This is a genomic window from Longimonas halophila (assembly GCF_002554705.1).
Taxonomy (GTDB): domain Bacteria; phylum Bacteroidota; class Rhodothermia; order Rhodothermales; family Salinibacteraceae; genus Longimonas; species Longimonas halophila.
Genome location: NZ_PDEP01000001.1, coordinates 327,960 through 351,454, shown reverse-complemented (window position 1 = coordinate 351,454; position 23,495 = coordinate 327,960). Strand labels below are relative to the sequence as shown.

Below are 23,495 nucleotides of genomic sequence, written 5' to 3'. Positions count from 1 at the left end.
CACGACAAGCTCAGAGAACGTCTTCAGCCGACTGTAATATGATGAATGGGAAAAGTGCCTAACTCTGAACAGATTGAGGGTTTTCATGCAATTGACTACCGTTGAGTCAAGTATGATCCACGCTGTTGGATACGATGACGATGCCAGTGAGTTGGAGGTAGTATTCAACAGCGGAGGGGTTTATCGCTATCAAGAAGTTGACAAAGCAACGTATGAGGAATTGCTCGATGCTGAGTCGAAAGGGCAGTACATGCGTGCACGCGTGATCGACATGTACCCATATTATAAAGTGAGTTCGTAGAGACGCAAAAAGATAACATGTTATGGCTCAAAGAAAACAGACGAAGGGAAAATGCACCTTTTGTGAGCGAGAAATGACAAAGGGTGGACTAACGAGGCATCTGCCTTCCTGCACAGCGCGGCAAGACGCGATCGAGGAAGCGGCTCAAAAACAGGAGGAGACCAAGCAAGACCTGTATCACCTGCAGGTCTACGCTGCTCGGAGCACGGACTTCTGGCTTCATCTGGAGATGAGAGGATCCGCAAAACTGCAACATCTGGATGCCTACCTGCGGTCCATCTGGCTGGAATGCTGTGGGCATCTAAGCCGGTTTTCGAGAGGCGGTTGGGGAAGTGCGGAGATCTCGGAGAGCAAGCGGGCCGGTCAGGTCTTTGAACCTGGAGTCGAGCTCACCCACATCTATGACTTCGGCACGTCGTCGGAGACGAACATCAAGGTCTATGATGTGCGCGAAGGGTATGCGCTGAGCCCACATCCCATTTTTCTGATGGCGCGGAATAATTCGCCTGAAACGGAGTGCATGGAGTGTGAGCAATCAGCCTCGTGGCTGTGCATGGAGTGTATGTATGAAATGGATGCGCCCGGAACGCTGTGTGATGAGCATGCCGATGCCCATCCGCACGATGATTATGGAGGGCTTACCCCGCTGGTCAACTCTCCACGTGTAGGGATGTGTGGATACGACGGCCCGGCCACCCCACCGTACTGATTGCTCTGCACTCCGAGGTACTGCGCTGTTGGAGCGTTGCACCTGGAGCGCGATGTAACGCATTACGCCGTTGCTACTGGCGCGGCATAGCCAGCAGGTGCGGACCGGCCAGCAGGTAGAGGGAATCGCGAGAGGCGGTCGCTGATTGCAGAGGAGCCGCGGCTGTGGGCCAGCGCCAATGGCGACGCGGCTGCTGCGTTTCGGCGTCTACCAGCGCAATGGCATGCGGCTGCACCAGTCCAACGGCGGCTCCCGAAGCAAAGCCATCCACGAAGCCGCCCTCGGCGGGGGCCTGCAGTTTGCGGTGCGCAATGATGCTGCCCAGCGCATCGGTGATGAGCACGCGGGGCTGCTCGGCCTCCAGCACCCACAGTGCACCCAGCCCACTGCGCACCAGCGTCTGTGGACGCCAGTCGCGGAAGCGGGTATCGAAGGCGTCGAGGCGACGCACAACCGCGCGATCACGGTCGAGGTACCATACGGCGGGCGCGTCGGATTCGAGGACGACAAGCCCGCTGCCAGCGGTAGACTGCACAGCGCGGGGTCGTCCGCTGCCTGTGGGGGCGTCGTCGGAGCTGCTCGGCGGGTACACGGGAGTGAGCGTTTCCTCGCGGTACGGAATGGGAAGCACCTCCAGCGCTCGCCCCGACGCGTCCAGGCGCTGGATGCGTCCGTTGCCGGTGTCGGCAAGGAGGAGCGCTTGCCCGTTGGTCGGATCGAATCCGGCGGGGCGGCGCAGCTGTCCGGCGTTGGCACCCGCTCCACCTATGGTGTGCTGCTCCGCGCGGTTGGCGCTCAGCACGTGCAGACGGTGACGCGACGGTTCGAGCACGTAGAGGCGTCCGCGGGCGTCACGGCGTACGGCAGTGGGAGCCTCGAAAGTGGAGAGCGTGTCGACGGCCGCAAGGCGGATGTGCAGCGTGTCGACCCCGCGCGGCACCGGCTTGGGGGGCGTGCTGGAAGCGTGGGCGGCGGGCCACATCAACGCTGCAGCGAGCAGCGCGCCCATGAAAATGACCACCGCCCCTAACCCGGCGAAGCTGCTGCGTATCCCTCTAAAAAACAGTGTGTATGAGCAAGGCATGCGGGTAGGAGATTGAGAGGGCGGAGCCCTTAAACGGCCACGTCACGAGGCGGAGCCTCGCGACGAGATGGCAAAGCATGAGGATTCGAAATCAGGCGGCCATGAGGCCACTGTGGGCGATGTCGCGGCGCAGGGTTTTGCCGTCGAACTGGATGGCATCGGCCCCGTCGTAGGCGCGCTCGACGGCGGTTTCGAGGTCGGGGGCGGTGGCTACGACGCAGAGGACGCGTCCGCCATCGGTGACGAGCGTGCCGTCGTCGGTGCGGCGCGTGCCTGCGTGAATGACGTGGACGCCCGGCATCCGCTCGGCTTGGTCGATGCCGTCGATGGGCACGCCGGTGTCGTAGCTGTGCGGGTAGCCCTGCGAGGCCAGCACGACGCCGACGCAGGATTGTGCGCTGGCGCGGACGTGCACGCCCGAGAGCGTCTGTTCGGCGACCGATTGGAAGAGCGTGGCAAGGTCGTTGTCGAGCAGCGGCAGTACCACCTGCGCTTCGGGATCGCCCCAGCGGCAGTTGTATTCGACGACTTTGGGGCCGTCGCTGGTGAGCATGAGTCCGACGTACAGTACGCCTTGATAGGGCGTGTCGGCCTCGCTCATGCCTTTGAGTGTGGGCTCGACGATCGTGCGGCAGACGGCGGTGAGGGTACTCCCATCAACGAGCGGCGTAGGGGCGTAGGCGCCCATGCCGCCGGTGTTGGGCCCGGTGCCGCCTTCGCCGATCGCTTTGTGATCTTGCGAGGGCGGGCAGACGACGTACTTCTCGCCATCGGTAAGGACGAACACGCTGGCTTCGTCGCCCTCCATAAACGCTTCAATGACGACCTGATCGCCTGCTTCGCCAAAGTCGCGGTCATCGACGATGCGGTCGAGGGCGTCGTGCGCCTCCTCGCGAGTGGTGCACACAAGCGCGCCTTTGCCGCCCGCCAGTCCGCTGGCTTTGACGACTACCGGCACGGGCCGGTCGGTGATGTAGGCGTGGGCCTCGTCGGCCTCATTGGCGGCGAACGTGCGAAACGTGGCGGTGGGGATGTCGTGCTCCGCCATGAACGCCTTGGCGAAGGCTTTGCTGCCTTCAAGGCGGGCGGCGGCAGCGCTCGGGCCCATGACCGGGTGCCCGGCAGCGCGCAGGTGGTCGGCCAGCCCGTTTACGAGCGGCGCTTCGGGCCCGATGATGGTGTAGTCAATGTCGTGCTCGTTGACGGCAGCCTGAACCGCATCAGCGTCGGCAGGGTCGAGGGTAAGGTTGGTGCCGACCTGTTCGGTACCCGGATTGCCGGGCGCGGCCATAACGCCGTCGCACGAAGGGCTATCAGCCAGTGCACGACAGAGCGCATGTTCGCGTCCGCCGCTTCCGATGACAAGAACACGCATGGAACGGGGCTTTTGATGAAAGTAACACAATGCGGTGCGTTCAATTTGCTAATATAGGATTGCGCGTGCATTTGTGCAGGGACGCTACCCCGCACGCGGTTGAAGTTCTCTGAATATGTGCTGATGTGCCTGTGCGTACTTACGTGATTGTTGTACTTCTTATCGGGTGGATATGCAGCAGCGGCGTTCACCCGCCGGTGTATGCGCAGTCTACTGAGCCGGATGCGGGGGAGCGGGAGGCCTCGGTCTGGGTCAACCCGCGCCCGTACCCGGCTAATTTTTGGGGCCCGCGTACCGGCATCGGACTCGGCGCCGGGCTGTCTGTCCACAACCTGGGCCGCGCCAACAGTCAGGGGCTTGTTACCGCGCTGGTGGGACGCTATCAGCAGGTGGGCACCGTGGCATGGGCACCGCAGTGGAGCCATGACCAGTTGGGCTTCACGGTGCTGGAGGGCCGCGCCTTTCACACGACCCGCGACTGGTTCTACGGCGTGGGCCCGTTTCCGGAGGACGACACGCGCCTGGAGCTGCATCGCACCCAGCTGCGCGGCGGTGTGCGCGGACGATATCTGCCCTTCGGATCCGACCGGCTCCGGTTGCACGTCCAACTCCATGTGGTGCACGACCGCCTCTACGATCAGCGCAACGATGACGACGCCGCCTTTCGGCGGCTGGATGCGCGGTCGCAACTCTACCTGCAAGCATTCGGGCGCACCCGCACCGGCTCCGTATCCACCCGCAGCCTGACCGGTGTGCGTCCGCAGTTGGGCCTCTCGTACGACACGCGCGACCAGGAGCACGGGCCGCACCAGGGGCTGCTGATCCATGGGCAGACGGGGCGCTACCTCGATATTGAGGGCGGCGCGTCGTTCTGGACGCATGAGGTTGACCTGGCCGGGCACGTGCCCGTTTTGCCTCGGCACACACTCGACCTAACGGCTCATGCCCGCATATCCCGCAGCGTCAACAACCGTCCCATTCCGCCGATGTATCTGTCGCAGCTGGAGGCCTTTCGTATGCCCGGCGTGGCCCGCGGGCGCTTTGCCGACCGCGACCGTCTGCTGGTGGGTGCGCGCTATCGTATCACTCGCACCATTGGCAATTTGCTGGATGTAGAGCCCTACATCGGCGGGCATGCGGGCGCCGTCTACACCGATGTGTTTGAGCAGTTTACGTGGGACGCGACGACCGAGCGCACGCCGCCCCGTACTGCTGTCGTGCCACCACTGCTGAGCGCGCATGTGGGCCTGCGAATCGCCCCGCGGTTTCGGGATACGACGTGGATCGATGTGGCTGTGGGCCTGGGCCCCGATGGCGTGACGGGCGTGCGTCTCGCCTTTACGCCCACGTTTCATCGCCTGCGCCCCGCGCATCACCGCGACCGGTGGTAGCGGGCTTTACCAACGGGCCTAAGAGCCTGTTTGGGTTTTGGTTTGACGGCGAGAGCGAGCGCCGCTGGAGCGAAACGAGGACCACGATAGAGGTTCGTAGCCGGGGCTACGGGCCGAAATCGGGGGCTCGTTGCAGCCCAGCGGAGCCGCTCGTAGCCCAAAATAAGAAATCAAAACAGGCTCTAAAACGAGAGGCTATTCTTGGCGGCCTGCTCGTTTTCGTGCTGCATACGGGCCGATTCGGCGTGCGGCTGCAGGGCATCGGGGAGGCGCGCGGTACCCTGTACTTTTTCGTGCTGCACCCCGGCCTCGGCACTCCATGTCGCCACTTCGTACCAGCCGCCGCCGTTGTACGTGATGGCATAATCGGTGCCGTTCGTTTGGAGAACCGGTGGACGCAGCATCGCCTCCGGATCGCGCTCGGCGCAACGTAGGAGCCAGGCAGCAAGCAGCGCCGTGTCGGCCTCTTCGTGGAGTGCCCGCTTCACCAAAAACGTGGCGACGGGCGCGGGAATCGGATCGTACCGGTGTCGGAGCGTGCTCAGCACGGCATCGGGCGTGTCGTGGGTGGCTAGCGTGGTGCAGACAAACGCCCAGGTCGAATCCCCTGCCGCCTCGTAGCAAGTCGCGGCCCGGTTCCACGCATCAATACGACGGTAGCACTGCGCCGCCGCGCGGTCGTCGCCCGCCTCGCGGTAGCACTGTGCCGCATTCGCCCACGCGCCAATGGTGCGGTGGCAGGTCGCGGCTTCGGTCCAGGCGTCGGCCTTGGCATAGCACGCAGCCGCCTCTTCCCAATCCTTGTTTTGCCGATGGCACTCCGCCGCATCGAGCCAGGCGTTGGTGCGGCGATAGCACTGAGCGGCGCGGGCCCACCGCTGGCACGCCCGGTAGCAGGCCGCCGCATCCTCCCACGCCTCGCCCTGATAGTAGAGCCGGGCGGCCTCGGCCAGCCGGTCGTGCGAGCGATAGTATGCCGCCGCCTCGCGCCACCGTCCCGTCTGCGCCGCATGCTCGGCAGCAAGCGCCTCGGCCTCATCGGTACGCCCCACCTGGCGCAGCAGACGGATGCGGAGCGGCGTGTCGCGCTGCCCAATGCCATAATCCAGCAAGAGCGCGGCCTGCGTATCGGTTAGCGCATCGTCGTTGTGCCAGGGCGCAGGAGCATCGGTGGGGGGCGTAATCGAATCGCCGTTGGCACGAGCGGTAAGCACGGCATCCAGCCACTCGCACAGCACGGCCCACGCCTCGTTGCCTGCCTTACGATAGCACTCCGCCGCCGGAGCCCAGTGCTCGCGGTCGCGGTAGTAGTCGGCACGCGTGCGCCACTCTTCTTGCGAGGGATCGCCCGCCCACGGCGCTCGAAACTGCTCCATGGTGTTCACGGTGCGCGCCACTGCCTCCTGCGTCCAGATCGACCCGGCCGGGTGCGGCTCGGCCACTACCGACACGCTCTTGCGCGCTCGGGTGGCGGCCACGTAGTGCATGCGCAGCGTCTGTCGATTCGTCTGGCGCACCGCTTCGCGCTCTGCCGGGGCCGCCCCCGGACGATCGATGAGGCGGTCGGGTAGCTGGTAGAGCACCACGTGATCCGCTTCGAGGCCTTTGGCATCGGGGACCGTCCACACCAGCGGGTGGCCCCACGCCTCCCGCAAGCGCGACGCCTGCTCCTCGCTGTTGGTCAGGATAAGTACATCGGGATGGGCCTCGGCCAGCGTGGTTTCGACTGCGTCGCTGGGCGCCGTACGCACTGGCGGCGGTCCGGTAGCGCGCGCTTCGTCGGGGTTAAGGGAGACGACATCGGCTTCTTCGGCCTTCAGAAGTTCGGCCAGCGCTTCGGGCAGACGCAGCGTGGGGGCGCTGGCGCGATACGAGCGGGTGAGCGTGTACGGCTTGGGCGGATCCCATCCGCGCTCGTGAAAGATGGCCCGTGGCATCCGCCAGCCAAATCCAGACCCACCCAGCACCTGCGTCGGGTCGCCCGCCAGAAGCATCTGGGTGCGAGCGCCCTCGCGCAGCGTAGCCAGCGCCACACGCAGCTGCTTTTCGGTGAGGTCTTGCACCTCGTCGAGCACCAGCGCGTCATAGCGGCGCGGCTTGGATCCGCTTAGCAGCCGCCGGAGCGCCTGCGTGGCAATATCCTGGTCGTCCAGGCGGTTGTCGCTGCGCAGCGCATCCTGATACTGCTCGGCCAGGCGGTACACCGCGCTCCGCTTATGGCGCGGCACCGCGGACCACGTACCCGGCATCTCATTGCAGTAGATGGTCCGCGGCAGCAGATTGCACACGTCGGTGTCGAGCGCCGGGGTTTTTTGCAGCGGCAGCATGCCCTTCACCACCGCGCGGATGTCGGTTGCAAAAAGCTGCTGCTCGGCGCTGTTCAGTGGATGGCGCCCCAGAAAGTCGCGCAGCCGGTCGGTGGGCACCTGGTAGTGCTGCAGATCCGACACGCCCATGCCCATGGTTTCGGCAGCCAGCTCGCGGTAGGTCTTAAAATCGACTGGGGCCGCCTCCTCGGGACGGAGCGGCAGCGCCGCGTATAGATCGCGGGCATGGGCCACCAGCCGCGGGTTGTGCGTCACAAACGCGATGTCGGCCTCCGGGTCGTTTTCCTGGATGACGAGCAGCCGATACAGGGCAAGCGTCGTCTTTCCGCTCCCCGCCGGTCCATTCAGGAACGTAGGAAGCGGCTCTTGCAGCAGATGCACCTGCTCATCCGACAAGATTAGCTCAGCAGGCACCTCTTCCGCTTCGGCCCACTCGGCAAAGGCGACCGGACTCTCCAGGTACCACGGCAGGTTCTCGGGCGGCGCGCTGAGCGTGCCCTGGTACTCGGCCGAGAGCGCGGCGTAGGCGTCCCAGCGGTCGGTTTCCGGAAAGTCGCGCTCAATGGCGTCGAGGTCGGCGGCAGGGTTGTCGGGGGGCGGCTGGGCCCACTCGCATGCATCAATCTCGTCGGCCACGATCCACTGCATCGCATCGGGCACATCGAAGGCTTTGCGCTGCAGCACGCGGGGCACATCGTCGTGGTCGAACACGACTGTCCAGCAGTGCGCGGTAAGCACGGGCTTCTGCGAGTGGCGGTCGGCGTGGCGCCCGTAGGTAAAAAGCAGGCGGGCAGCCTGGTTGACGCGGGCCTCCCACACCGCTACGCTGGGCCGCGACTGCAGCTTCTTGACGCGCAATCCCCCGTCGAACTGGCCGTGGTGGATCTTCTCCAGCGCATCCAGCACCTGCTGGCGGGGACGCTCGGGCAGATTGCGGAGCGTCTCAACGAGATGCGATGAAAGGGCGACCTGAGGCATTGGAAGCGACCGTTGGAGCAAGACAGCGGACCCTGCGCCCCGATGCGGCTGTGCGGGCGAACGACTGCACGGCGTACATCATAACGAACGCGGGCACAGCGGGCATTCGTTCTGTACGAGCCGAGGGCCCGGATATGATCCCTCCTGCGCATAGCAGTTGCTGTGCAACCGGGTCAACACGCGTGTAGGGACACGGCACGCCGTCTCCCTACGTGGTTTGGGGTTGGTCGTGACAGGTAGACGTTCCATTGCTTCTCTCCAGGAGACTTGCGCAGTTGCAACGCACATAGTGTTATCTCGTCGCGAGGCTCTGTAAGCTTGTGAAATTGGACGCAGTATGCTCAGCAGGCATCCTGACCCCGACTACCATCGGAGGGAAGGATCTCAACGCCCCCTGTTCACGCTTGAAATCGTGCTCCGTCCGCGTGACCTGCGATGCTTCACTGCGTTCCCCATGACGATAGCGGCTACACGGGCCCATCTCGTATGCATGGTATCACGTAACGCTTGACTGCTACCGAAGATTTTTGCTTCTTATTGCAAAAACCTATATCGTTAAATGTCAAGCAGTAGTGCTCATCTACGTTTTGACTGATTCAATCCGACTCTAAAACACAAATAGATTGCAATATCATGATTCGGCATCTAAGCTGTGTGCTGATCCTGCTGATTGGTCTTGCAGGATGCGACACAACAACTCCAGACCGATCGACGTCTGCATTTAACGCGACCATTGAAGGCCCCGAGGGTTCGTTCACTTTGAGTGGAAGCGCTCTGCTTCTCAACCAGCGTACCACCAACGAAGTAGACGATCTCCCCAACGACCTGATTGATCTTTTTGATGGTAAAGCCATCGCCGAAATCCGGGCGTCTGCCTCTCATGAGGGCGTTGCCCATACGCTCGACTTCGGCTATATATCGGACAACGATTTGGCGACCGACACCGAGTATCTGGTGGCGGCGCAGACTCCCAATCAACCGGTTGCATCCCCAGACAGTATCGATGGGGTCTCGGTCATCTACAGACAGTCAACGTCGGAGGGGGTTAACCTGTACCTGATTGACGAGGGCGAGATGTTTACCGAATACGTAGACGAGCGTGAGGTACAGGCACGGATTGTACTGGAGGCGCGCAGTGTCATGCGACTCGATGATCTCCCCCCTGGACTTTCGCCATTGTTTCCAATCCTGCCGTCGCGCATTCCCGCCGATACGCCAATAGATACGTTGGATACGCCTCTCACTCTGGACGGGACATTTACAGCTCTATCAGTATCAAGATAGGGCATATCGAACCTTCGTTGAGGTCCAGCGAACGCCTCGCAGGTGTATCCTGCCTGTCATTGAAGGAGACCCTTCGACTGCGCATCTGTCTGGCATCCGGATGTTCGTCATTCTGAGGAGCGTAGCGAAGGCCCGTAGCGAAGGGGGATCGCCGTGCCCCCCGGTCTGATTCCGCCGATTCCGGAGCAATTTCCGGGGGATGACCCATAAGACCCTCTCGCATGCGCTCGGAATGACGTGCCGGGGAACTGGGAATACCGATGCTGTGGAGGCTCGCTCAGGCTTGGTCGTGCACTGTGGATTGCAACTTCCGGTTCGGATTCTTGCTGTCTTGTGTTTCAGCTTGATGGTCTGTATTTTTTAGTTGAAATGTCTGCTATTCATTACCACATATTACTATGTTCGATTCCATCTCCTCTGCTACACCTGGCATCTGGTCTATCCTTTTTGGAGTTCTGGTGCTCACCACGGGCTGTGATTTGACAGACAACCCACTCTGCCCGGCTGTGATAGAGCCAGCTGTTGTCGTTGAAGTGCGTAACGCTGTAAGTGGAGGTCTTGAGGCCGACGGTGTAACAGGTACTCTCACTGATGGGGCGGTTCGAGACACCATGATAGTGGCCGAGGCAAATGGCGAAGGAGAGACCATCTCACTGCAAGGAGCGTTAGGACGTCCAGGCACGTACGAGGTAACTATTACCAAAGACGGATTCGAGCCGTGGGTGCGGTCTGGTATCGAGGTTGCTGAAGGTGAATGCAACGTACAAACGGCCCGGCTTACCGCAGAACTGCAACCCACGTCTGATGGCTGACCTGCATCACCGCCCGCAATGTACTGTCTTGTAGCCCTTGCAGTGCTGCGCAACCGGGTCGACAGCAACCGGGCCAGCATGCGTGTAGGGACACGGCGCGCCGTGTCCCTACGTGGTTTGGGGTTGGCCTTGAGAGAAGGCGACCTGCTATCGCATTGCTTTAGGGAGATACACAGTTGCGGCACACATAATGTTATCTCGTCGCGAGGCTCCGCCTCGTGACGCCCCCGTTTAGGGGCTCTGCCCCGTCCTAATGCAAGCCCTAACGATATTTTTTGGCAAGTGCGTAGCTCCTGACCCTCCTACATATTCCGGCGATACCGTCCGCCGACCTCGAAGAACGCGTGCGTGATTTCGCCCAGCGAGCAGACTTTCACGGCCTCCATGAGTGCAGCGAAGGTGTTACCGCCCGTGCGGGCGGCTTCTTTCAAGGTCGCCAGCGCCTCGTCGGCGCGGTCGTCATTGCGGTGCTGGAAGCCATGCAGGCTGCGTAGCTGATGCTCTTTCTCATCCGTTGAGGACCGCATGAGCTCCACCTCCTCGTTGTCGATAGCGCCCGCGTCGTCTTCATCCTTCAAGAACGTGTTCACGCCGATGATCGGCTGCTCGCCGGAGTGCTTCTTCTCCTCGTAGAGCATCGACTCCTGCTGGATCTTGCCGCGCTGGTACATCGACTCCATCGCGCCCAGCACGCCGCCCCGGTCGTTGATCCGCTGAAACTCGTGCAACACCGCTTCTTCCACCAGATCCGTGAGCTCTTCGATGAAGTGGCTGCCCTGAATCGGGTTTTCGTTCTTGGCGGTGCCCAGCTCTTTGTTGATGATCATCTGAATGGCAATCGCCCGCCGCACGCTCTCTTCCGTCGGTGTGGTGATCGCTTCGTCGTAGGCGTTGGTGTGCAGCGAATTGCAGTTATCGTAGATCGCCATCAGCGCCTGCAAGGTGGTGCGGATGTCGTTGAACTGGATCTCCTGCGCGTGCAGGCTGCGCCCGGAGGTCTGGATGTGATACTTCAGCTTCTGACTCCGCTCGTTCGCATCATACAACTCACGCATGGCCACACTCCAGATGCGCCGCGCCACGCGCCCGATGACGCTGTACTCTGGATCCATGCCGTTCGAGAAGAAGAACGACAGGTTGTGCGCAAACTCGTCGATGTCCATGCCCCGGCTCAGGTAGTACTCCACGTACGTGAAGCCGTTAGCCAGCGTAAAGGCCAGCTGCGTAATCGGGTTGGCCCCGGCCTCGGCAATGTGGTAGCCCGAAATCGACACCGAGTAGAAATTGCGCACCTTCTCATCAATAAAGTACTGCTGGATGTCGCCCATCAGCCGCAGGGCAAAGTCGGTCGAGAAGATGCAGGTGTTCTGCGCCTGGTCTTCCTTCAGGATGTCGGCCTGCACGGTGCCGCGCACTACGTTCAGCGTATCGGCTTTAATGGAGGCGTAGGTCTCAGCATCCAGCGCACCCCATTCCACCAGATCCGAGCCTGTGCAGCCGAGCAGTCCCAGTCCGCTTCCATCGTGGGTTTCGGGTAGATCGTCTTCGCGTCCGTCGGGGCCGTAGGGCACGTACTCGGGACGCTCATCGTCCAGCTTTTCGTCGATGAGGGCGTCCACTTCGTCCCAGCGCCCTTCCTCGCGCAAGTGCTTCTCGACCTGCTGGTCAATCGCCGTGTTCAAGAACATGGCCATGAGCATCGGCGCGGGACCGTTGATGGTCATGGAGACCGAGGTCTTGCGGTCCGCCAGGTCGAAGCCCGAATAGAGCTTCTTCATGTCGTCGAGCGTGCAGATGGAGACGCCCGCGTTGCCGACTTTCCCGTAGATATCGGGCCGCTTGGCCGGGTCGAAGCCGTAGAGCGTGACGCTGTCAAACGCGGTGGAGAGGCGATTCGCTGGCGAATCCGACGATACCAAATGGAATCGCCGGTTCGTGCGCTCGGGGCTTCCCTCGCCTGCGAACATGCGCGTGGGGTCTTCGCCTTCGCGCTTGAACGGGTACACACCAGCGGTAAACGGAAAGTAGCCGGGCAGATTTTCGAGGAGCGCAAAACGCAACTGCTCGCCCGGCGCATCGGTTTTGGGGAGCGCCACGCGCGGGATTTTGGTGCCCGAGAGGCTCTCACGATAGAGCGGCACCGTGATGTCGCGTCCGCGCACGGTGTACGTAAACTCGTCTTGCTGATACGCTTCTTTCAGGTCATCCCACTGGTCGAGGATGTCCTTACAGCGCGCATCGAGCTTAGCCCACCAGTGCTCCACCATCGCATCCAGCCGACCGGCCAGTTGCTCCTGATCTTCGGGCGCCCAGTCGTCCACCTGTTCGCGGGCCCCTTTGGCCTCGCCCCACTTGCGGGCGTAGGTGACTTGCTGTTCGGCCCAGCTTCGATAGTCCTGGCACGTCTCCGCAATCTCGCCCAGGTAGCGCTGGCGGTTCGGCGGAATGATGGCAACGTCGGCGGGCTCGGGTTCGGGGGTGTCGTCCCAACTATGGAGGGTGGAGCGCCGCTCAAAGTCGAAGTCGTCGTTCAGGCGGTCGAGCAGAGCCAGGTAGAGGCGCGTTACGCCCGGATCCCCAAAGTGCGAGGCCATGGTCGGGTAGACCGGCATCTCATCGGGCGATTCGTCGAAACGCATGTGGTTGCGCTGCACCTGCTTGCGCACGTCGCGCAGGGCGTCTCGGCTGCCGCGCTTCTCGTATTTGTTGAGCGCCACCATATCCGCCAGATCGAGCATCCCGATCTTTTCGAGCTGGGTGGGTGCGCCGAAGTCGTGGGTCATCACGTAGAGCGAGAGATCCGTGAGGTCGACGATCTCTGTATCGCTCTGGCCGATCCCCGCAGTTTCCAGGATGATGAGGTCGTATCCGGCGGCGCGGCAGACGTCCATCGCATCCTGCAGCGCCTGGCTCGTGGAGCGGTTGGCCTGGCGTGTGGCAAAGGAGCGCATGTAGACCCGCTCGGACGCTCCGTCGCCGTAGATGGCGTTCATGCGGATGCGGTCGCCCAGCAGTGCGCCCCCGGTGCGGCGGCGGGTCGGGTCGACGGAAAGCACCGCGATCGACACGTCGTCGAAGTCGTTCAGGAAGCGGCGGATCAGCTCGTCAGTGAGGGTGGATTTCCCCGCACCGCCTGTGCCGGTGATGCCCAGGGCTGGAGCCTTCGATTTTAGATTTTGGATTTTGGAGGCTTGCTGTTCTGTGGTGTGCGGCGCGCCGTCGCCGCTTGCGGGCTGCTCGCCGCCGATCTGGACTTCTTGCACGTCTGTGGATTCAGCACCTGCACGAGCTGTCGCGGGCAGCTTGAGGGTCGCAGGCTCGCCCATCTCGGTTTTCGAGAGGCTGCGCGCAATAACGCGAGCATCTTTCGGCGAGGGCGAATCCGAAATCCCAACTCCCAACTCCAAAATGGAAACGTCGCACGCTTCCACCATCTGATTGATCATGCCCTGTAGGCCGAGGCGCATGCCGTCTTCCGGCGAAAAGATCTTCGCGATGCCGTAGGCTTCCAGCTCCTCGATCTCATCTTCGACGATGACGCCCCCGCCCCCGCCGTAAATCTTGATATGGCCCGCGCCCCGCTCCTCCAGCAGGTCGTGCATGTACTTGAAGTACTCCATGTGTCCGCCCTGATAGCTGGAGACGGCAATGCCCTGCGCATCCTCCTGGATCGCAGTGTCTACAATCTCTTGCACCGAGCGATTGTGGCCCAGGTGGATGACCTCCACGCCGGTGCCCTGCAGAATGCGCCGCATGATGTTGATGGCGGCGTCGTGGCCGTCGAACAGGCTCGTGGCGGTGACGAAGCGAACGGGATGCTCAGGCGAATAGCGCTCGTCGGACATGGATTGATCCGGGGTGGATGAGGGCGGTGTGTGAATACTGGAAGCGCTTCGAAAAACGTCCGACTGCTTGTTTTGTTTGTTGGCTTTTTGGTGGAGCGTTCCAGCTGCCCCCATGTGCAACCTTACTGTCAACATACAATGAATTGACGCAGGGGCAGCCCATCTGTTGTAAGATGGGATTTTCTCATCCGACTAATTAACATGAGATCGTTTCAGAGTCTTTAGCACACGCTATGCCCGCCCCAGAAGCCGAGTTCTTGGACCTGGTTCATGAAAACGCGGCACGCCTTCGGAAAATTGCTCGCGTGTATACCGAAAGCGCCGAGGGCCAACGTGATTTGTATCAGGACATCTTGGTCGCACTCTGGCGCGCGCTGCCGTCGTTCAATGGCGAGGCGCAGCGCAGCACCTGGCTTTATCGTGTGGCTCTGAACACCGCGCTAAGCCACGAGCGCAAGCGCGCTGTGCGTAGCAAGGCCACCCTTAGCGACGACCATCCGCTGTGGATGGACGGACTGCCTACGCCAGGCGCTGGCCTGGAGCAGAAGGAGCGACTCGATCGGCTCTATGCAGCCATCGACCGGCTCGATACGATGGATAAAACACTTGTTATGATGTACTTGGACGATGCCAGCTATGCCGTCATGGCCGACGTGCTTGGCATTAGCGAAAACTACGTAGGCGTAAAACTGCACCGCATCAAGAAGCAACTGGCCACCTGGCTGGAGGACACCCTAACATGAACCTCGATGACGCAAAAGCACTCTGGTCTTCTGATAACGAACCCACTGACCCTGATATGTCTACCCAATCGCTTTCTCAGTCCGAGCTTCTCCAACAGGTGAAAGCACAGTCTGCCGCATTCGACCGCACGATTCGCCAGCGCGACTGGACCGAGTCCGTTGTCGCGGCTGCCGTCTCGGTGTTCTTCGGCTGGCTGGCCTGGCACGACCCCTCAACGCTTGTAACGGCGGGGGCCCTGCTCGTGGTAGCGGGAAGCGCGCTCATTTTCGGTCGCCTGCGCTACGCCCGCACTCGGTTCGCGGCCCCGCCTGTCAACGAGCCTGTTAGGCAGCGATTGCAGCGCGAGCGCGCCAAGGTGGATGCGCAGATTCGCTTGCTGTCGTCAGTGCTCTGGTGGTACATCGCTCCACTACTTGCAGGACTCTTGCTTATGACAGTGGGCGATAATGGATGGTCGGTGTTCACGGTTGTCTACGGTACCGTGGTCATTGCAGGCGCTGCTGCGATCTACGTGATGAACCAGCGCGCCGTTGAACGCGACCTGCGTCCGCGCCGCGAAACGCTCACCCAGTTGCTGAATCAGGTCGATTCGTCTGCCGACACGCAGAACGATGAGACGGGAATTGCGAAGCGTGGCGATGCGATCGGTGGATGACGGTAGGCGTTTACGAGTGCGGATTGCCCGTCGCCCCCTGATTGAACACCGCCTCCACGTCGATCTCGATGTCCAGCACCGGGTCAACGACCGTTCCGCTGGAGACCGTTGTGCCATCCAGCGTGCCAGGAAAGACTGTCACCGTACGGAGTGGTGGCTGTACGAGCCAGCACGACTGCACACCTGCGCCGAGCAGGAACTCGATTTTTTCGAGGATCGCCTGCATGCTTTGCGTCGGGCTCTGGATCTCGACGGCCAGCAGCGGCGGCTCCTGTACGCGCACGTCATCGTGCAGCAGATCGACGTCCGCGACGGCGTAGAGCGAAAGATCTGGCGTCAACTCGCGTCCATCCAGGTCGAGCGTCAGTTCTGAGAAGATCGTGAACCGGTCTCGGTGGTCCGACAGAGCGAGAATGAGGTTGGCTTGCGTATATCCGTGAGCTTTGCTGGGCATAGGCTTCCCTCGTTCCCGCTCATAGTCGGAAACGGTCTGCGGAGAGGATGTGGTTTCCATGGGGATACGTGCATCAGTGGACGTAAACACGGTAGGCATCCGAGGCAGCAAAAGGATACCAGACAAAGATTGTATGATGAAGATGCGCCATTGTGCCGCCTCCCCATGGGCGCTGCTGCGCCAGCTTGACTATCCTGAAGAAATGCGCTAATGCTGGGTGGCAGACCCGCACGACGCTACACCAGCGAGCGCAGCTTCAGCGTCTGCACCGCGGCCTCGGTGTGAGGCGTGGGCGGCCCCTCATCCATGTCGGCCAGCATCAGGCGGAGTGCGGCAGGCGTATCCACATCGTACCAGCGTGGCAGCACCGTCAGGTTCGCGCTGGTGCGCCCGATGCGCGTGAGTGTCTGGTTGAGCACCTGCGGATGGCTGTAGCGCATGCCGTCAAAGACCTGCGGGTAGCGCGCGTTCATGCCAATCAGGTAGAAGCCGCCGTCGTAGCTCGGTCCCAGCGCAATGCTCTTGGGACGCTTCAGCGCGGCGAAGGCTTCACGCAAGAAGGCGGTAGGCAGCGTGGGGTGGTCGCTCCCCACCACGGCCACGCGCTCATAGCCATTGGCAAGCGTGGTGTCGATGGCATGAGCCATGCGCGCGCCCAACGACGCCCCTCGCTGCACCGCCATTGCATCCACGCGCTTGGCAAACGGCGTGCCGCGTCCGTTGGGCAGCTGCTCGGCCCAGTGCAGAATGACGTCGGCCTCCAACGTCTGCGTCTGCTCCAACAGGTCGAGCAAAAACGCCCGGTAGAGCTGCGCGGCCTCCTCATCCGTAAGCACCGGCGTCAGACGCGTCTTGACGCGTCCGGGGGCAGGCCATTTGGCAAAGACGAGCAGAGCGCTACGCATGAAGCAGGGGACGGTTAGCTACTAAAATACAGGGGGATACAGAAAGCTGATGTAAGCTCGACCAGATTGAGCGTGCTACCGACGCATTCGGCTGATGGTGTCGTGGAGGACCTCCACCGCGCGGCTCAGGTGAGCGGGCGTGGTGGATTGTCCAAGTGAGAACCGCACGGCGGCAGCGGCTGTGGCATCGTCGAGACCGATGCCCGAGAGCACATGGCTGGGCGTGAGCGTGCCGCTGGTGCAGGCCGAGCCCGCCGAGGCCAAGATGCCTTTCATATCCAGATTCAAGATGAGCATCTCACCGTCGATCTGCGCATCGTTTTGCGGCGGCACGGCTACGTTCACGATGTGCGGCGCGCGGTGATCCGGCTCGGGAGGCGTGTTACACACAATGGCGTCGCCAAGCGTATCATCGAGCTGCTGCATGAGGTCGGCTTGCAGCGCAGCCAGGCGCGGTGCCTCGTCGGGGGCCCGGCTGTACGCCCGCTCCAGCGCTACAGAAAGTCCGACCATACCCGCCACGTTTTCAGTGCCTCCGCGCTGATCGCGCTCCTGGCTTCCGCCTTCGATGAGGGGAGGCAGTGCCGCTCCGCCCCGCACGTAGAGCGCACCGACGCCCTTGGGACCGTAGAGCTTGTGCGCCGAGATCGTGGCGTAGTCCACACCCAACTCGCGCATATCATTCTGGAGCAGGCCCATGGACTGCACGGTGTCGCTGTGCAGCGCGACGCCATGGTCACGGCAGAGCTCAGCGATTGAAGCAATGTCGGTGCGTGCTCCTGTCTCGTTGTTCACATGCATAAGGGAGACAAGCGCCGTGTCGTCAGTGAGGGCCGCCTCGACCTGATCTGGAGTGACGCATCCGTAGCGGTCGGGCTGCAGCCGGGTGACGCGGTAGCCTGCGCGTTCGAGGTCGGATGCCGGTTCGAGCACGGCCTCGTGCTCCACCGTAGACGTGATGAGGTGCGCTCCGGCCTCCGCATCCGCCAGTCGCTTACGCAGCACCCAGTTGTTGGCTTCGGTGGCGCCGCTGGTGAACACGACCTCGCTCGGCTCCGCGCCAATGCAGCGAGCTACGCGCTCGCGGGCCTCTTCGACCGCTACGCGGGCCTGCCGCCCCCACCGGTGCACCGACGACGGGTTGCCGTGATGCTCCGTAAGGTACGGCATCATGGCCTCCAAGACCGCCTCATCAAGCGGCGTGCTGGCCGCGTGGTCCAGGTAGATCGCGTCGGTGGGCATAGCGAAAACACGTCGAATCCAACAAACAGAACGGGGCTGTGCTCGGCAGCAAGCGCTGCAGGCGAACAAGTGCCCATGCGCGTGTTTTAAGACGACCGTTGCCCTCTCGTTGTTGTGCGAAAATGTAGTCCCCAAACCCTCATGGACAAACTCGTTGTAACAGGCGGACAGCCGCTCACCGGATCGCTCACGGTTGGCGGATCCAAAAACACGGCGCTGCCGCTCATGGCCGCCTCGCTCCTGGCCGATGGTACCACCACCCTCACCAATATTCCGGCGTTGCGCGACGTGTACACGTTCTCGAACGTGCTGCGCGTGTCGGGCGCGTCGGTCTCGTTCGACGAGTCGGCCCACCAGCTTACGGTAGATGCCGGACGCATTGACCATCCCGAAGCGCCTTACGACCTCGTCAAGAAGATGCGTGCGTCGTTCTATATGCTGGGTGCCCTCATTGGGCGCTGCGGCGAGGCCCGCGTGTCGCTTCCGGGCGGCTGCGCCTGGGGGCCGCGTCCGGTGGACCTGCACCTTGAGGGGATGAAGGCGTTCGGGGCGTCGATTGAACTGGATCAGGGCTACGTGGTGGCCGACGCGCCGGGCGGACGCCTGGACGGCGGAACGTTCCGGATGGAGCCCTCCAGCGTGGGTGCGACGATCAATCTGCTGCTGGGTGCGGTGACGGCGCGTGGCGGCTCGCGCATCGAAAATGCCGCGCAGGAGCCCGATGTGGTGGCCTTTGGCGAGGCCCTGCGGCAGATGGGCGCGCAGATCGACGGGCTGGGCACGCGTACCATTGAAATTCAGGGCGTAGAGGCGTTGGAGCCGATTACGGTCCGTAACACGCCCGACCGCATCGAGATGGGAACGTTCATGGTGGCGGCCCTGCTGGCGGGCGAGCCGGGCGTGCCGTTTCAGGTGAAGAACGGCCACCACCCGCATCTGGGCGCCGCCTTCAAAAAGCATCTGGCCGACACCGGAGCGGAGATTGCCTACAACGACGACGTCGTAACCCTCACCCCGCCCGAGCAGATTCGCCCCGTATCCATTGCCACCGCCACGTATCCCGGCTTTCCCACCGACCTGCAGGCGCAGTGGGGCGTGCTCATGGCCACTGCCGACGGCACGGCACGCATTACGGATACCATCTACGACGACCGCTTCAAGCACATCCCCGAACTGCAGCGCATGGGGCTGGATGCACAGGTAAGCGGCGCCACCGCCACCATTCACGGACCTACGGACTTTCAGGCGGCCACGGTGATGAGCACCGACCTGCGGGCCAGCGTGTCGCTGGTGCTGGCCGGTATGATTGCCGAGGGGACGACGGAGGTGCTGCGCGTCTATCACCTGGACCGCGGCTACGAAGCGCTGGAGCAGAAGCTGCAGAACGCAGGCATTGACATCCGCCGCGAGCAGTATGATGAGTTCGCTGAACCGGAAGAGGTCGCCGAGCGCACGGCGTAGTGTGTTTGGGGCAACCATGCAGAGGCGGGCGATGCCCATAGATCGTATGAGCAGGCATCCGCAACAGCGCCCCATCGCGCTGGAACGTTACGTATACCTCAGGTGCGATAAAAGGTACTTCCACCACTCGTCGCATGGCTCCGCCGTGCGACGCAAGTCGGTTAGGGGCTCCGCCCCGACTATCGTTGATTAGGACACGACATGCTGCAACAGCGCCCCACCGCGCTGGGATGGTACGTATACCAACGGTGCACCCGTCCCGAGCGATGCCAAGGCTGACCGAGATGCGTCCCTCCAACCTACTGTAACGACGCAGGGCCTGCGTCGCGGAGAGCGATACGTTGCCATGCCGAGCGGCATCTACCATGCAAAGTAGCGCGACCCCAACCTCATGCTCCCCGTCTGCATGCGAAGAGAGCCCCATGACGGCGTCCCAGTACCCTGGGACGTTACTATGCCTTAACGGTGCGCCTGTCCCGAGCGGAGCCGAGCCCCCTCCAAAGAGCGCGCCCTCCCAACCTGCCGTAACGACGCAGGGCTCTGCGTCGCCCGGAGCAATGCGTTGCTGTGCGGAGCGGCCTGCCATGCGAAGGAGCGCGATCTCACCCTCATGATCCCGTCACGCATGCGAAGGCGGCCCCCCAACGGCGTCCCAGTGCCCTGGGACGTTACTATGCCTCAAAGGTGCGATTAAAGGTTGCCAGATCATTGCTAACCATAGATCTGGAGACAGATTTCAATGCCTCAAAGGTGCGATTAAAGGCGATCTCTCCGGCACGGCCTGGGAAGGGGCGATCCGGATTTCAATGCCTCAAAGGTGCGATTAAAGGGGCACTGAGCCCGTCCGCCAAACGGTCACGGTACCGGATTTCAATGCCTCAAAGGTGCGATTAAAGGCGGCGGATTCGGCTCGCTGGAAGGCTTGGCGTAGTATCATTTCAATGCCTCAAAGGTGCGATTAAAGGTACACGACCAAGCGCAGATCATCGCATCGACCACCTGATTTCAATGCCTCAAAGGTGCGATTAAAGGTCGTTGAAGCTGTCGGCTTCGTCGTCTTCAGGCGGCTATTTCAATGCCTCAAAGGTGCGATTAAAGGTCAACAACGCCCTCGAAACGCGCCTGACGGTCGATGATTTCAATGCCTCAAAGGTGCGATTAAAGGGTTGCGCTTTGATGCGCCGGAGGCCCCAGAGGGATAATTTCAATGCCTCAAAGGTGCGATTAAAGGCCTGTTGGAATATGCAATTCAGCCCGCTTAGATGCAAATGAGCCGCGATTTGGCGATGATTGGGCGCGCCCGATGTCGTCACCCTCCGGTAGCGTGCAACCCCCCGGGGGTCCGACGACATCTTCTAACTCCTTGATCTTACGCTTTGTATCCATAAAAATTAGGATGTGGCACAGTGGTTGCACCAGGCGTTTTGCCGAAAATGGGCGGAGGCCGACGACAGATCGGCCTTCAGCGGCGCTGCAGGCGGGGTCACAGAAAGCGTCCCGTTTCGCCCGGCTCCTCGCCCAGCGTTTCGCGCTCGAAGTACGACTCGGCCCGTACGTGCCAGACGATGACTGAATCTTCGGCGGGGTCCATGAGCGCCTCGGCCTCCTGCTTAAGTTGGGCGTACTGCGCCTTCGTGAGCTCGCCCTCGAACACCGAGTTCTGCACCCAGGTTAGGTAGCGCCGAAACAGCTTCAGCATCTTGGCGACGCGGTCTACGTTCACGTCGTACACGGCGATGATGTACATTTTGGATTTTAGATTTGGGATTTTGGATTAGGATGCTCCCGTCGATTTACCAATCCATTGTGAAGCCTTCGTAGGAGTCGGCGACCGGATCGCAGAGGTGCCGCACCAGCCCGTAGGCATCGAGGCGGATGAGGCGTCCGTAGCTCACATTGCGGCCCAGGCTGCGGTGCTTGATGGTCTGGCGCAGGCGGTCATCCCAGTGCTCCACGAAAATCTTGCGCCCGGACTCGCTCAGGTAGGTGCCGCCGAGGCGGTCTTCGAAGTGCTTTGGCTGAATCTGGCGCGTTTTGATGAGCCGAAAGATCGCCCGGTCTACCAGCACCGGCTTGAACACCTCGGCCAGATCCAGCGCGAGCGAGAAGCGGCGGTCGCCGGGCTCGTGCAGGTAGCTCACGGTGGGGTCGAGTGCCGTGTGGTAGAGCTGGCGCAGGCATGCGGTGTAACAGAGGCTGTTGCCGAAGCTGATGAGCGCGTTGAGTTCGTTGGAGGGCGGCTGCCGCGAGCGCTGCCCATACGGAAATGCCTCGCCCGCCGTGCCCAGCAGCGTGGGCCAGGTGCTGTAATACGTATTGCGCGCCTGCCCCTCGCATCCCATGAGCGTTGGGATGTCGGCAGCGGTGCGGGCCTGCTGTTGCAGATCGTCAATGTCAGACTCGGCATCGGCCACCTCGTCGGAGGCCCCGTTCAGGCGCGCGGCGTAGTATTTGAGCACGCGCCGGATGTTGTGCAGTCCAGCCCGCACGAACGCCCGTGCCAGCGCAAGACGGTCGTCGGGATCGGTGTGATGCGTCACCTGTGCCACCTTCAGCCGTCCCGACAGCAGGTGCTCGCGCGGGTAGAGGCTGGCGGTGTAGTTGCCAAAATAGTCGAAAAAGAAGGCGGGCACATGGTGCTGCGCCAGAAACGTGATCAGCTTGGCGTTGATGTCGATCTCCCCAAAGCAGTAGAGCGACTCAACGCTTTCAACGGGGAACGGCACCTTCTGCCCGGTCATCTCTCCACTGGGTGTGCCGGTGTCGTCGGGCAACCGTCCCGGCGTGCGGGCGTCGGTGGCACGCTCCAGCCGAAGCGAGTTCTGATGACGCGCCAGGCGTCCGTTCGAGAAGAGGTAGTACGGGCGTTTCATGGGGATGCGAAAGCTCAGGATAGGATACGAGCAGGCAGATGCAGCGCGACGCGTTGGCGCTTAGAGCCTGTTTAGGTTTCGGTTTGAAGGCGAGAGCGAGCGCCGCTGGAGCGAAACGAGAACCACGATGGAGGTTCGTAGCCGGGGCTACGGGCCGAGATCGGGGGCTCGTTGCAGCCCAGTGGAGCCGCTCGCAGCCCAAAATAAGAAATCAAAACAGGCGCTTACCCGTAGCACAGTTCCTCGTAGGCACAGCGACGGCAGAACGACCGCGTATCGATGCGGGACGGCGGGGTATCTTGACCTGCCAGGCGACGCAGGGCGGCCACCATGTCGGCCAGACGGGTTTCGTGTGCGGGCTCCAGTTCGACCGATTCGGTGCGGCGTAGCTTCGGGTAGTTGAGTTCACCCCGAAACGGCGCGCCGTCGGCCCGGGTGACGTCGTTCAGGCGCAAGAGCCACAGGTAGAAGCGAAGCTGCCAGATGTGGGCGTCCTCGCACGAGCGGCCTTTCTTGGTTTCGTGGAGCACACCGTGGTCGAGCTGCGCCCAGTCGATCTTGCCCACAAGCGGCGTGCCGCAGGGCGCTTCGGCATGCAGCATCAGCGCCTTCTTGTTGCGCGGGTAGCTCGACTGATCCACCAGCCGCCCCAGCGCCACGGCCTGGCTCTCCTGCTCCATCCACAGCCCCCGCATCGACAGCCACGCCTTGCGCGGGCAGATGCAGTAGTAGCCAATGAGCATCCCACCAATGCGGAGCTGCGACGGAGCGTTCATGACACACACGATGTAGGGCACGGACAACGCCCCATCATGATAATAGCCCCCGCTGGATTGCGCGACGTTTGGTGTCGGGAACTTTGTGTAGTACGCCTTGAAGGTGCGCCTGTCCCGAGCGGAGCCGAGGGCGAGTCAGAGGCGGCCCTCCAACCTGCCGTAACGACGCAGGGCCCTGCGTCGCCCGGAGCAATGCGTTGCCATGCGTAGCGGCATCTGCCGTGCAAAGCAGTGCGATCCCAACCTCATGCTCCCCGTCCGTATGCGAAGGAGGACCGA

At 62.2% G+C, this 23,495-nt stretch carries 18 protein-coding genes and 1 CRISPR repeat array; of the genes, 8 read left to right on the top strand and 10 right to left on the bottom strand.

Annotation, left to right across the window (positions count from 1 at the left end):
- Positions 1–112: 112 nt before the first annotated feature.
- Together CRI93_RS01405 and CRI93_RS01400 are read left to right on the top strand one after the other, a co-directional pair.
- A complete protein-coding gene (locus tag CRI93_RS01405; protein WP_217992483.1) occupies positions 113–301 on the top strand; it encodes a KTSC domain-containing protein in 189 nt (62 codons plus the stop codon).
- A gap of 22 nt (positions 302–323) precedes the next feature.
- Positions 324–1,010 (top strand): hypothetical protein, encoded by a 687-nt coding sequence (locus CRI93_RS01400; protein ID WP_141491517.1) that lies wholly within the window; start codon positions 324–326, stop codon positions 1,008–1,010.
- Between the two features lie 73 nt (positions 1,011–1,083).
- On the opposite strand, the gene CRI93_RS01395 is transcribed toward CRI93_RS01400, so the two are convergent.
- Positions 1,084–2,094 (bottom strand): NHL repeat-containing protein, encoded by a 1,011-nt coding sequence (locus CRI93_RS01395; protein ID WP_141491516.1) that lies wholly within the window; start codon positions 2,092–2,094, stop codon positions 1,084–1,086.
- 91 nt (positions 2,095–2,185) lie between these two features.
- Positions 2,186–3,469, bottom strand: coding sequence for a phosphoribosylamine--glycine ligase (gene purD / locus CRI93_RS01390; RefSeq protein ID WP_098060805.1), 1,284 nt, complete (start codon positions 3,467–3,469; stop codon positions 2,186–2,188).
- A gap of 125 nt (positions 3,470–3,594) precedes the next feature.
- On the opposite strand from purD, the gene CRI93_RS01385 reads away from it, so the two are divergent.
- Positions 3,595–4,860 carry a BamA/TamA family outer membrane protein gene (locus CRI93_RS01385; RefSeq protein ID WP_141491515.1) on the top strand — a complete coding sequence of 422 codons (1,266 nt, stop codon included), beginning with the start codon at positions 3,595–3,597 and terminating at the stop codon, positions 4,858–4,860.
- Between the two features lie 182 nt (positions 4,861–5,042).
- Here the strand turns inward: CRI93_RS01385 and CRI93_RS01380 are convergent, their stop codons facing one another.
- Positions 5,043–8,165 (bottom strand): UvrD-helicase domain-containing protein, encoded by a 3,123-nt coding sequence (locus tag CRI93_RS01380; protein ID WP_098060803.1) that lies wholly within the window; start codon positions 8,163–8,165, stop codon positions 5,043–5,045.
- Between the two features lie 654 nt (positions 8,166–8,819).
- Here CRI93_RS01380 and CRI93_RS01375 point away from each other — a divergent pair.
- Positions 8,820–9,449 carry a hypothetical protein gene (locus CRI93_RS01375; protein WP_141491514.1) on the top strand — a complete coding sequence of 210 codons (630 nt, stop codon included), beginning with the start codon at positions 8,820–8,822 and terminating at the stop codon, positions 9,447–9,449.
- Between the two features lie 398 nt (positions 9,450–9,847).
- Positions 9,848–10,261: a carboxypeptidase-like regulatory domain-containing protein gene (locus CRI93_RS15010; protein ID WP_141491513.1), complete on the top strand. Its 414-nt coding sequence runs from the start codon at positions 9,848–9,850 to the stop codon at positions 10,259–10,261.
- 302 nt (positions 10,262–10,563) lie between these two features.
- Here the strand turns inward: CRI93_RS15010 and CRI93_RS01365 are convergent, their stop codons facing one another.
- On the bottom strand, positions 10,564–14,106 hold the full coding sequence (locus tag CRI93_RS01365; RefSeq protein WP_098060800.1) for a methylmalonyl-CoA mutase family protein: 3,543 nt from the start codon (positions 14,104–14,106) through the stop codon (positions 10,564–10,566).
- A 233-nt stretch (positions 14,107–14,339) separates the two neighbouring features.
- Here CRI93_RS01365 and CRI93_RS01360 point away from each other — a divergent pair, with 233 nt between their 5' ends.
- Both CRI93_RS01360 and CRI93_RS01355 read left to right on the top strand, forming a co-directional pair.
- Complete coding sequence (locus CRI93_RS01360) at positions 14,340–14,849, top strand: RNA polymerase sigma factor (protein WP_098060799.1); 510 nt, start codon at positions 14,340–14,342, stop codon at positions 14,847–14,849.
- A gap of 56 nt (positions 14,850–14,905) precedes the next feature.
- Positions 14,906–15,505, top strand: a complete 600-nt coding sequence (locus tag CRI93_RS01355) for a hypothetical protein (RefSeq protein ID WP_141491512.1) — start codon at positions 14,906–14,908, stop codon at positions 15,503–15,505.
- 10 nt (positions 15,506–15,515) lie between these two features.
- Here the strand turns inward: CRI93_RS01355 and CRI93_RS01350 are convergent, their stop codons facing one another.
- The 3 genes from CRI93_RS01350 to CRI93_RS01340 form a co-directional block, all read right to left on the bottom strand.
- Positions 15,516–15,959: a Uma2 family endonuclease gene (locus CRI93_RS01350; protein WP_176521606.1), complete on the bottom strand. Its 444-nt coding sequence runs from the start codon at positions 15,957–15,959 to the stop codon at positions 15,516–15,518.
- Positions 15,960–16,195: 236 nt separating this feature from the next.
- Positions 16,196–16,864 (bottom strand): TIGR04282 family arsenosugar biosynthesis glycosyltransferase, encoded by a 669-nt coding sequence (locus CRI93_RS01345; RefSeq protein ID WP_098060796.1) that lies wholly within the window; start codon positions 16,862–16,864, stop codon positions 16,196–16,198.
- 75 nt (positions 16,865–16,939) lie between these two features.
- Positions 16,940–18,106, bottom strand: a complete 1,167-nt coding sequence (locus CRI93_RS01340) for a cysteine desulfurase family protein (RefSeq protein ID WP_098060795.1) — start codon at positions 18,104–18,106, stop codon at positions 16,940–16,942.
- A 141-nt stretch (positions 18,107–18,247) separates the two neighbouring features.
- Between CRI93_RS01340 and murA the strand changes: the two genes are divergently transcribed.
- Positions 18,248–19,567 carry a UDP-N-acetylglucosamine 1-carboxyvinyltransferase gene (murA, locus tag CRI93_RS01335; protein WP_098060794.1) on the top strand — a complete coding sequence of 440 codons (1,320 nt, stop codon included), beginning with the start codon at positions 18,248–18,250 and terminating at the stop codon, positions 19,565–19,567.
- Positions 19,568–20,234: 667 nt separating this feature from the next.
- Positions 20,235–20,798: a CRISPR direct-repeat array (repeat unit 30 nt; unit sequence ATTTCAATGCCTCAAAGGTGCGATTAAAGG).
- A 252-nt stretch (positions 20,799–21,050) separates the two neighbouring features.
- On the opposite strand, the gene cas2 is transcribed toward murA, so the two are convergent.
- The 3 genes from cas2 to cas4 form a co-directional block, all read right to left on the bottom strand.
- Positions 21,051–21,314: a CRISPR-associated endonuclease Cas2 gene (cas2, locus tag CRI93_RS01330; RefSeq protein ID WP_098060793.1), complete on the bottom strand. Its 264-nt coding sequence runs from the start codon at positions 21,312–21,314 to the stop codon at positions 21,051–21,053.
- A gap of 46 nt (positions 21,315–21,360) precedes the next feature.
- Complete coding sequence (gene cas1b, locus CRI93_RS01325) at positions 21,361–22,440, bottom strand: type I-B CRISPR-associated endonuclease Cas1b (protein WP_098060792.1); 1,080 nt, start codon at positions 22,438–22,440, stop codon at positions 21,361–21,363.
- A 224-nt stretch (positions 22,441–22,664) separates the two neighbouring features.
- Complete coding sequence (gene cas4, locus CRI93_RS01320) at positions 22,665–23,216, bottom strand: CRISPR-associated protein Cas4 (RefSeq protein WP_098060791.1); 552 nt, start codon at positions 23,214–23,216, stop codon at positions 22,665–22,667.
- Positions 23,217–23,495: the final 279 nt, after the last annotated feature.

What these genes read in the sequence shown, in the direction of transcription:
- murA (WP_098060794.1), top strand. Translation starts at nt 18,248, where the DNA reads ATGGACAAACTCGTTGTAACAGGCGGACAGCCGCTCACCGGATCGCTC.
- CRI93_RS15010 (WP_141491513.1), top strand. Translation starts at nt 9,848, where the DNA reads ATGTTCGATTCCATCTCCTCTGCTACACCTGGCATCTGGTCTATCCTT.
- CRI93_RS01380 (WP_098060803.1), bottom strand. Translation starts at nt 8,165, where the DNA reads ATGCCTCAGGTCGCCCTTTCATCGCATCTCGTTGAGACGCTCCGCAAT.
- CRI93_RS01345 (WP_098060796.1), bottom strand. Translation starts at nt 16,864, where the DNA reads ATGCGTAGCGCTCTGCTCGTCTTTGCCAAATGGCCTGCCCCCGGACGC.
- cas4 (WP_098060791.1), bottom strand. Translation starts at nt 23,216, where the DNA reads ATGAACGCTCCGTCGCAGCTCCGCATTGGTGGGATGCTCATTGGCTAC.
- cas1b (WP_098060792.1), bottom strand. Translation starts at nt 22,440, where the DNA reads ATGAAACGCCCGTACTACCTCTTCTCGAACGGACGCCTGGCGCGTCAT.
- CRI93_RS01365 (WP_098060800.1), bottom strand. Translation starts at nt 14,106, where the DNA reads ATGTCCGACGAGCGCTATTCGCCTGAGCATCCCGTTCGCTTCGTCACC.
- cas2 (WP_098060793.1), bottom strand. Translation starts at nt 21,314, where the DNA reads ATGTACATCATCGCCGTGTACGACGTGAACGTAGACCGCGTCGCCAAG.
- CRI93_RS01405 (WP_217992483.1), top strand. Translation starts at nt 113, where the DNA reads ATGATCCACGCTGTTGGATACGATGACGATGCCAGTGAGTTGGAGGTA.
- CRI93_RS01360 (WP_098060799.1), top strand. Translation starts at nt 14,340, where the DNA reads ATGCCCGCCCCAGAAGCCGAGTTCTTGGACCTGGTTCATGAAAACGCG.
- CRI93_RS01395 (WP_141491516.1), bottom strand. Translation starts at nt 2,094, where the DNA reads ATGCCTTGCTCATACACACTGTTTTTTAGAGGGATACGCAGCAGCTTC.
- purD (WP_098060805.1), bottom strand. Translation starts at nt 3,469, where the DNA reads ATGCGTGTTCTTGTCATCGGAAGCGGCGGACGCGAACATGCGCTCTGT.
- CRI93_RS01400 (WP_141491517.1), top strand. Translation starts at nt 324, where the DNA reads ATGGCTCAAAGAAAACAGACGAAGGGAAAATGCACCTTTTGTGAGCGA.
- CRI93_RS01350 (WP_176521606.1), bottom strand. Translation starts at nt 15,959, where the DNA reads ATGCCCAGCAAAGCTCACGGATATACGCAAGCCAACCTCATTCTCGCT.
- CRI93_RS01340 (WP_098060795.1), bottom strand. Translation starts at nt 18,106, where the DNA reads ATGCCCACCGACGCGATCTACCTGGACCACGCGGCCAGCACGCCGCTT.
- CRI93_RS01355 (WP_141491512.1), top strand. Translation starts at nt 14,906, where the DNA reads ATGTCTACCCAATCGCTTTCTCAGTCCGAGCTTCTCCAACAGGTGAAA.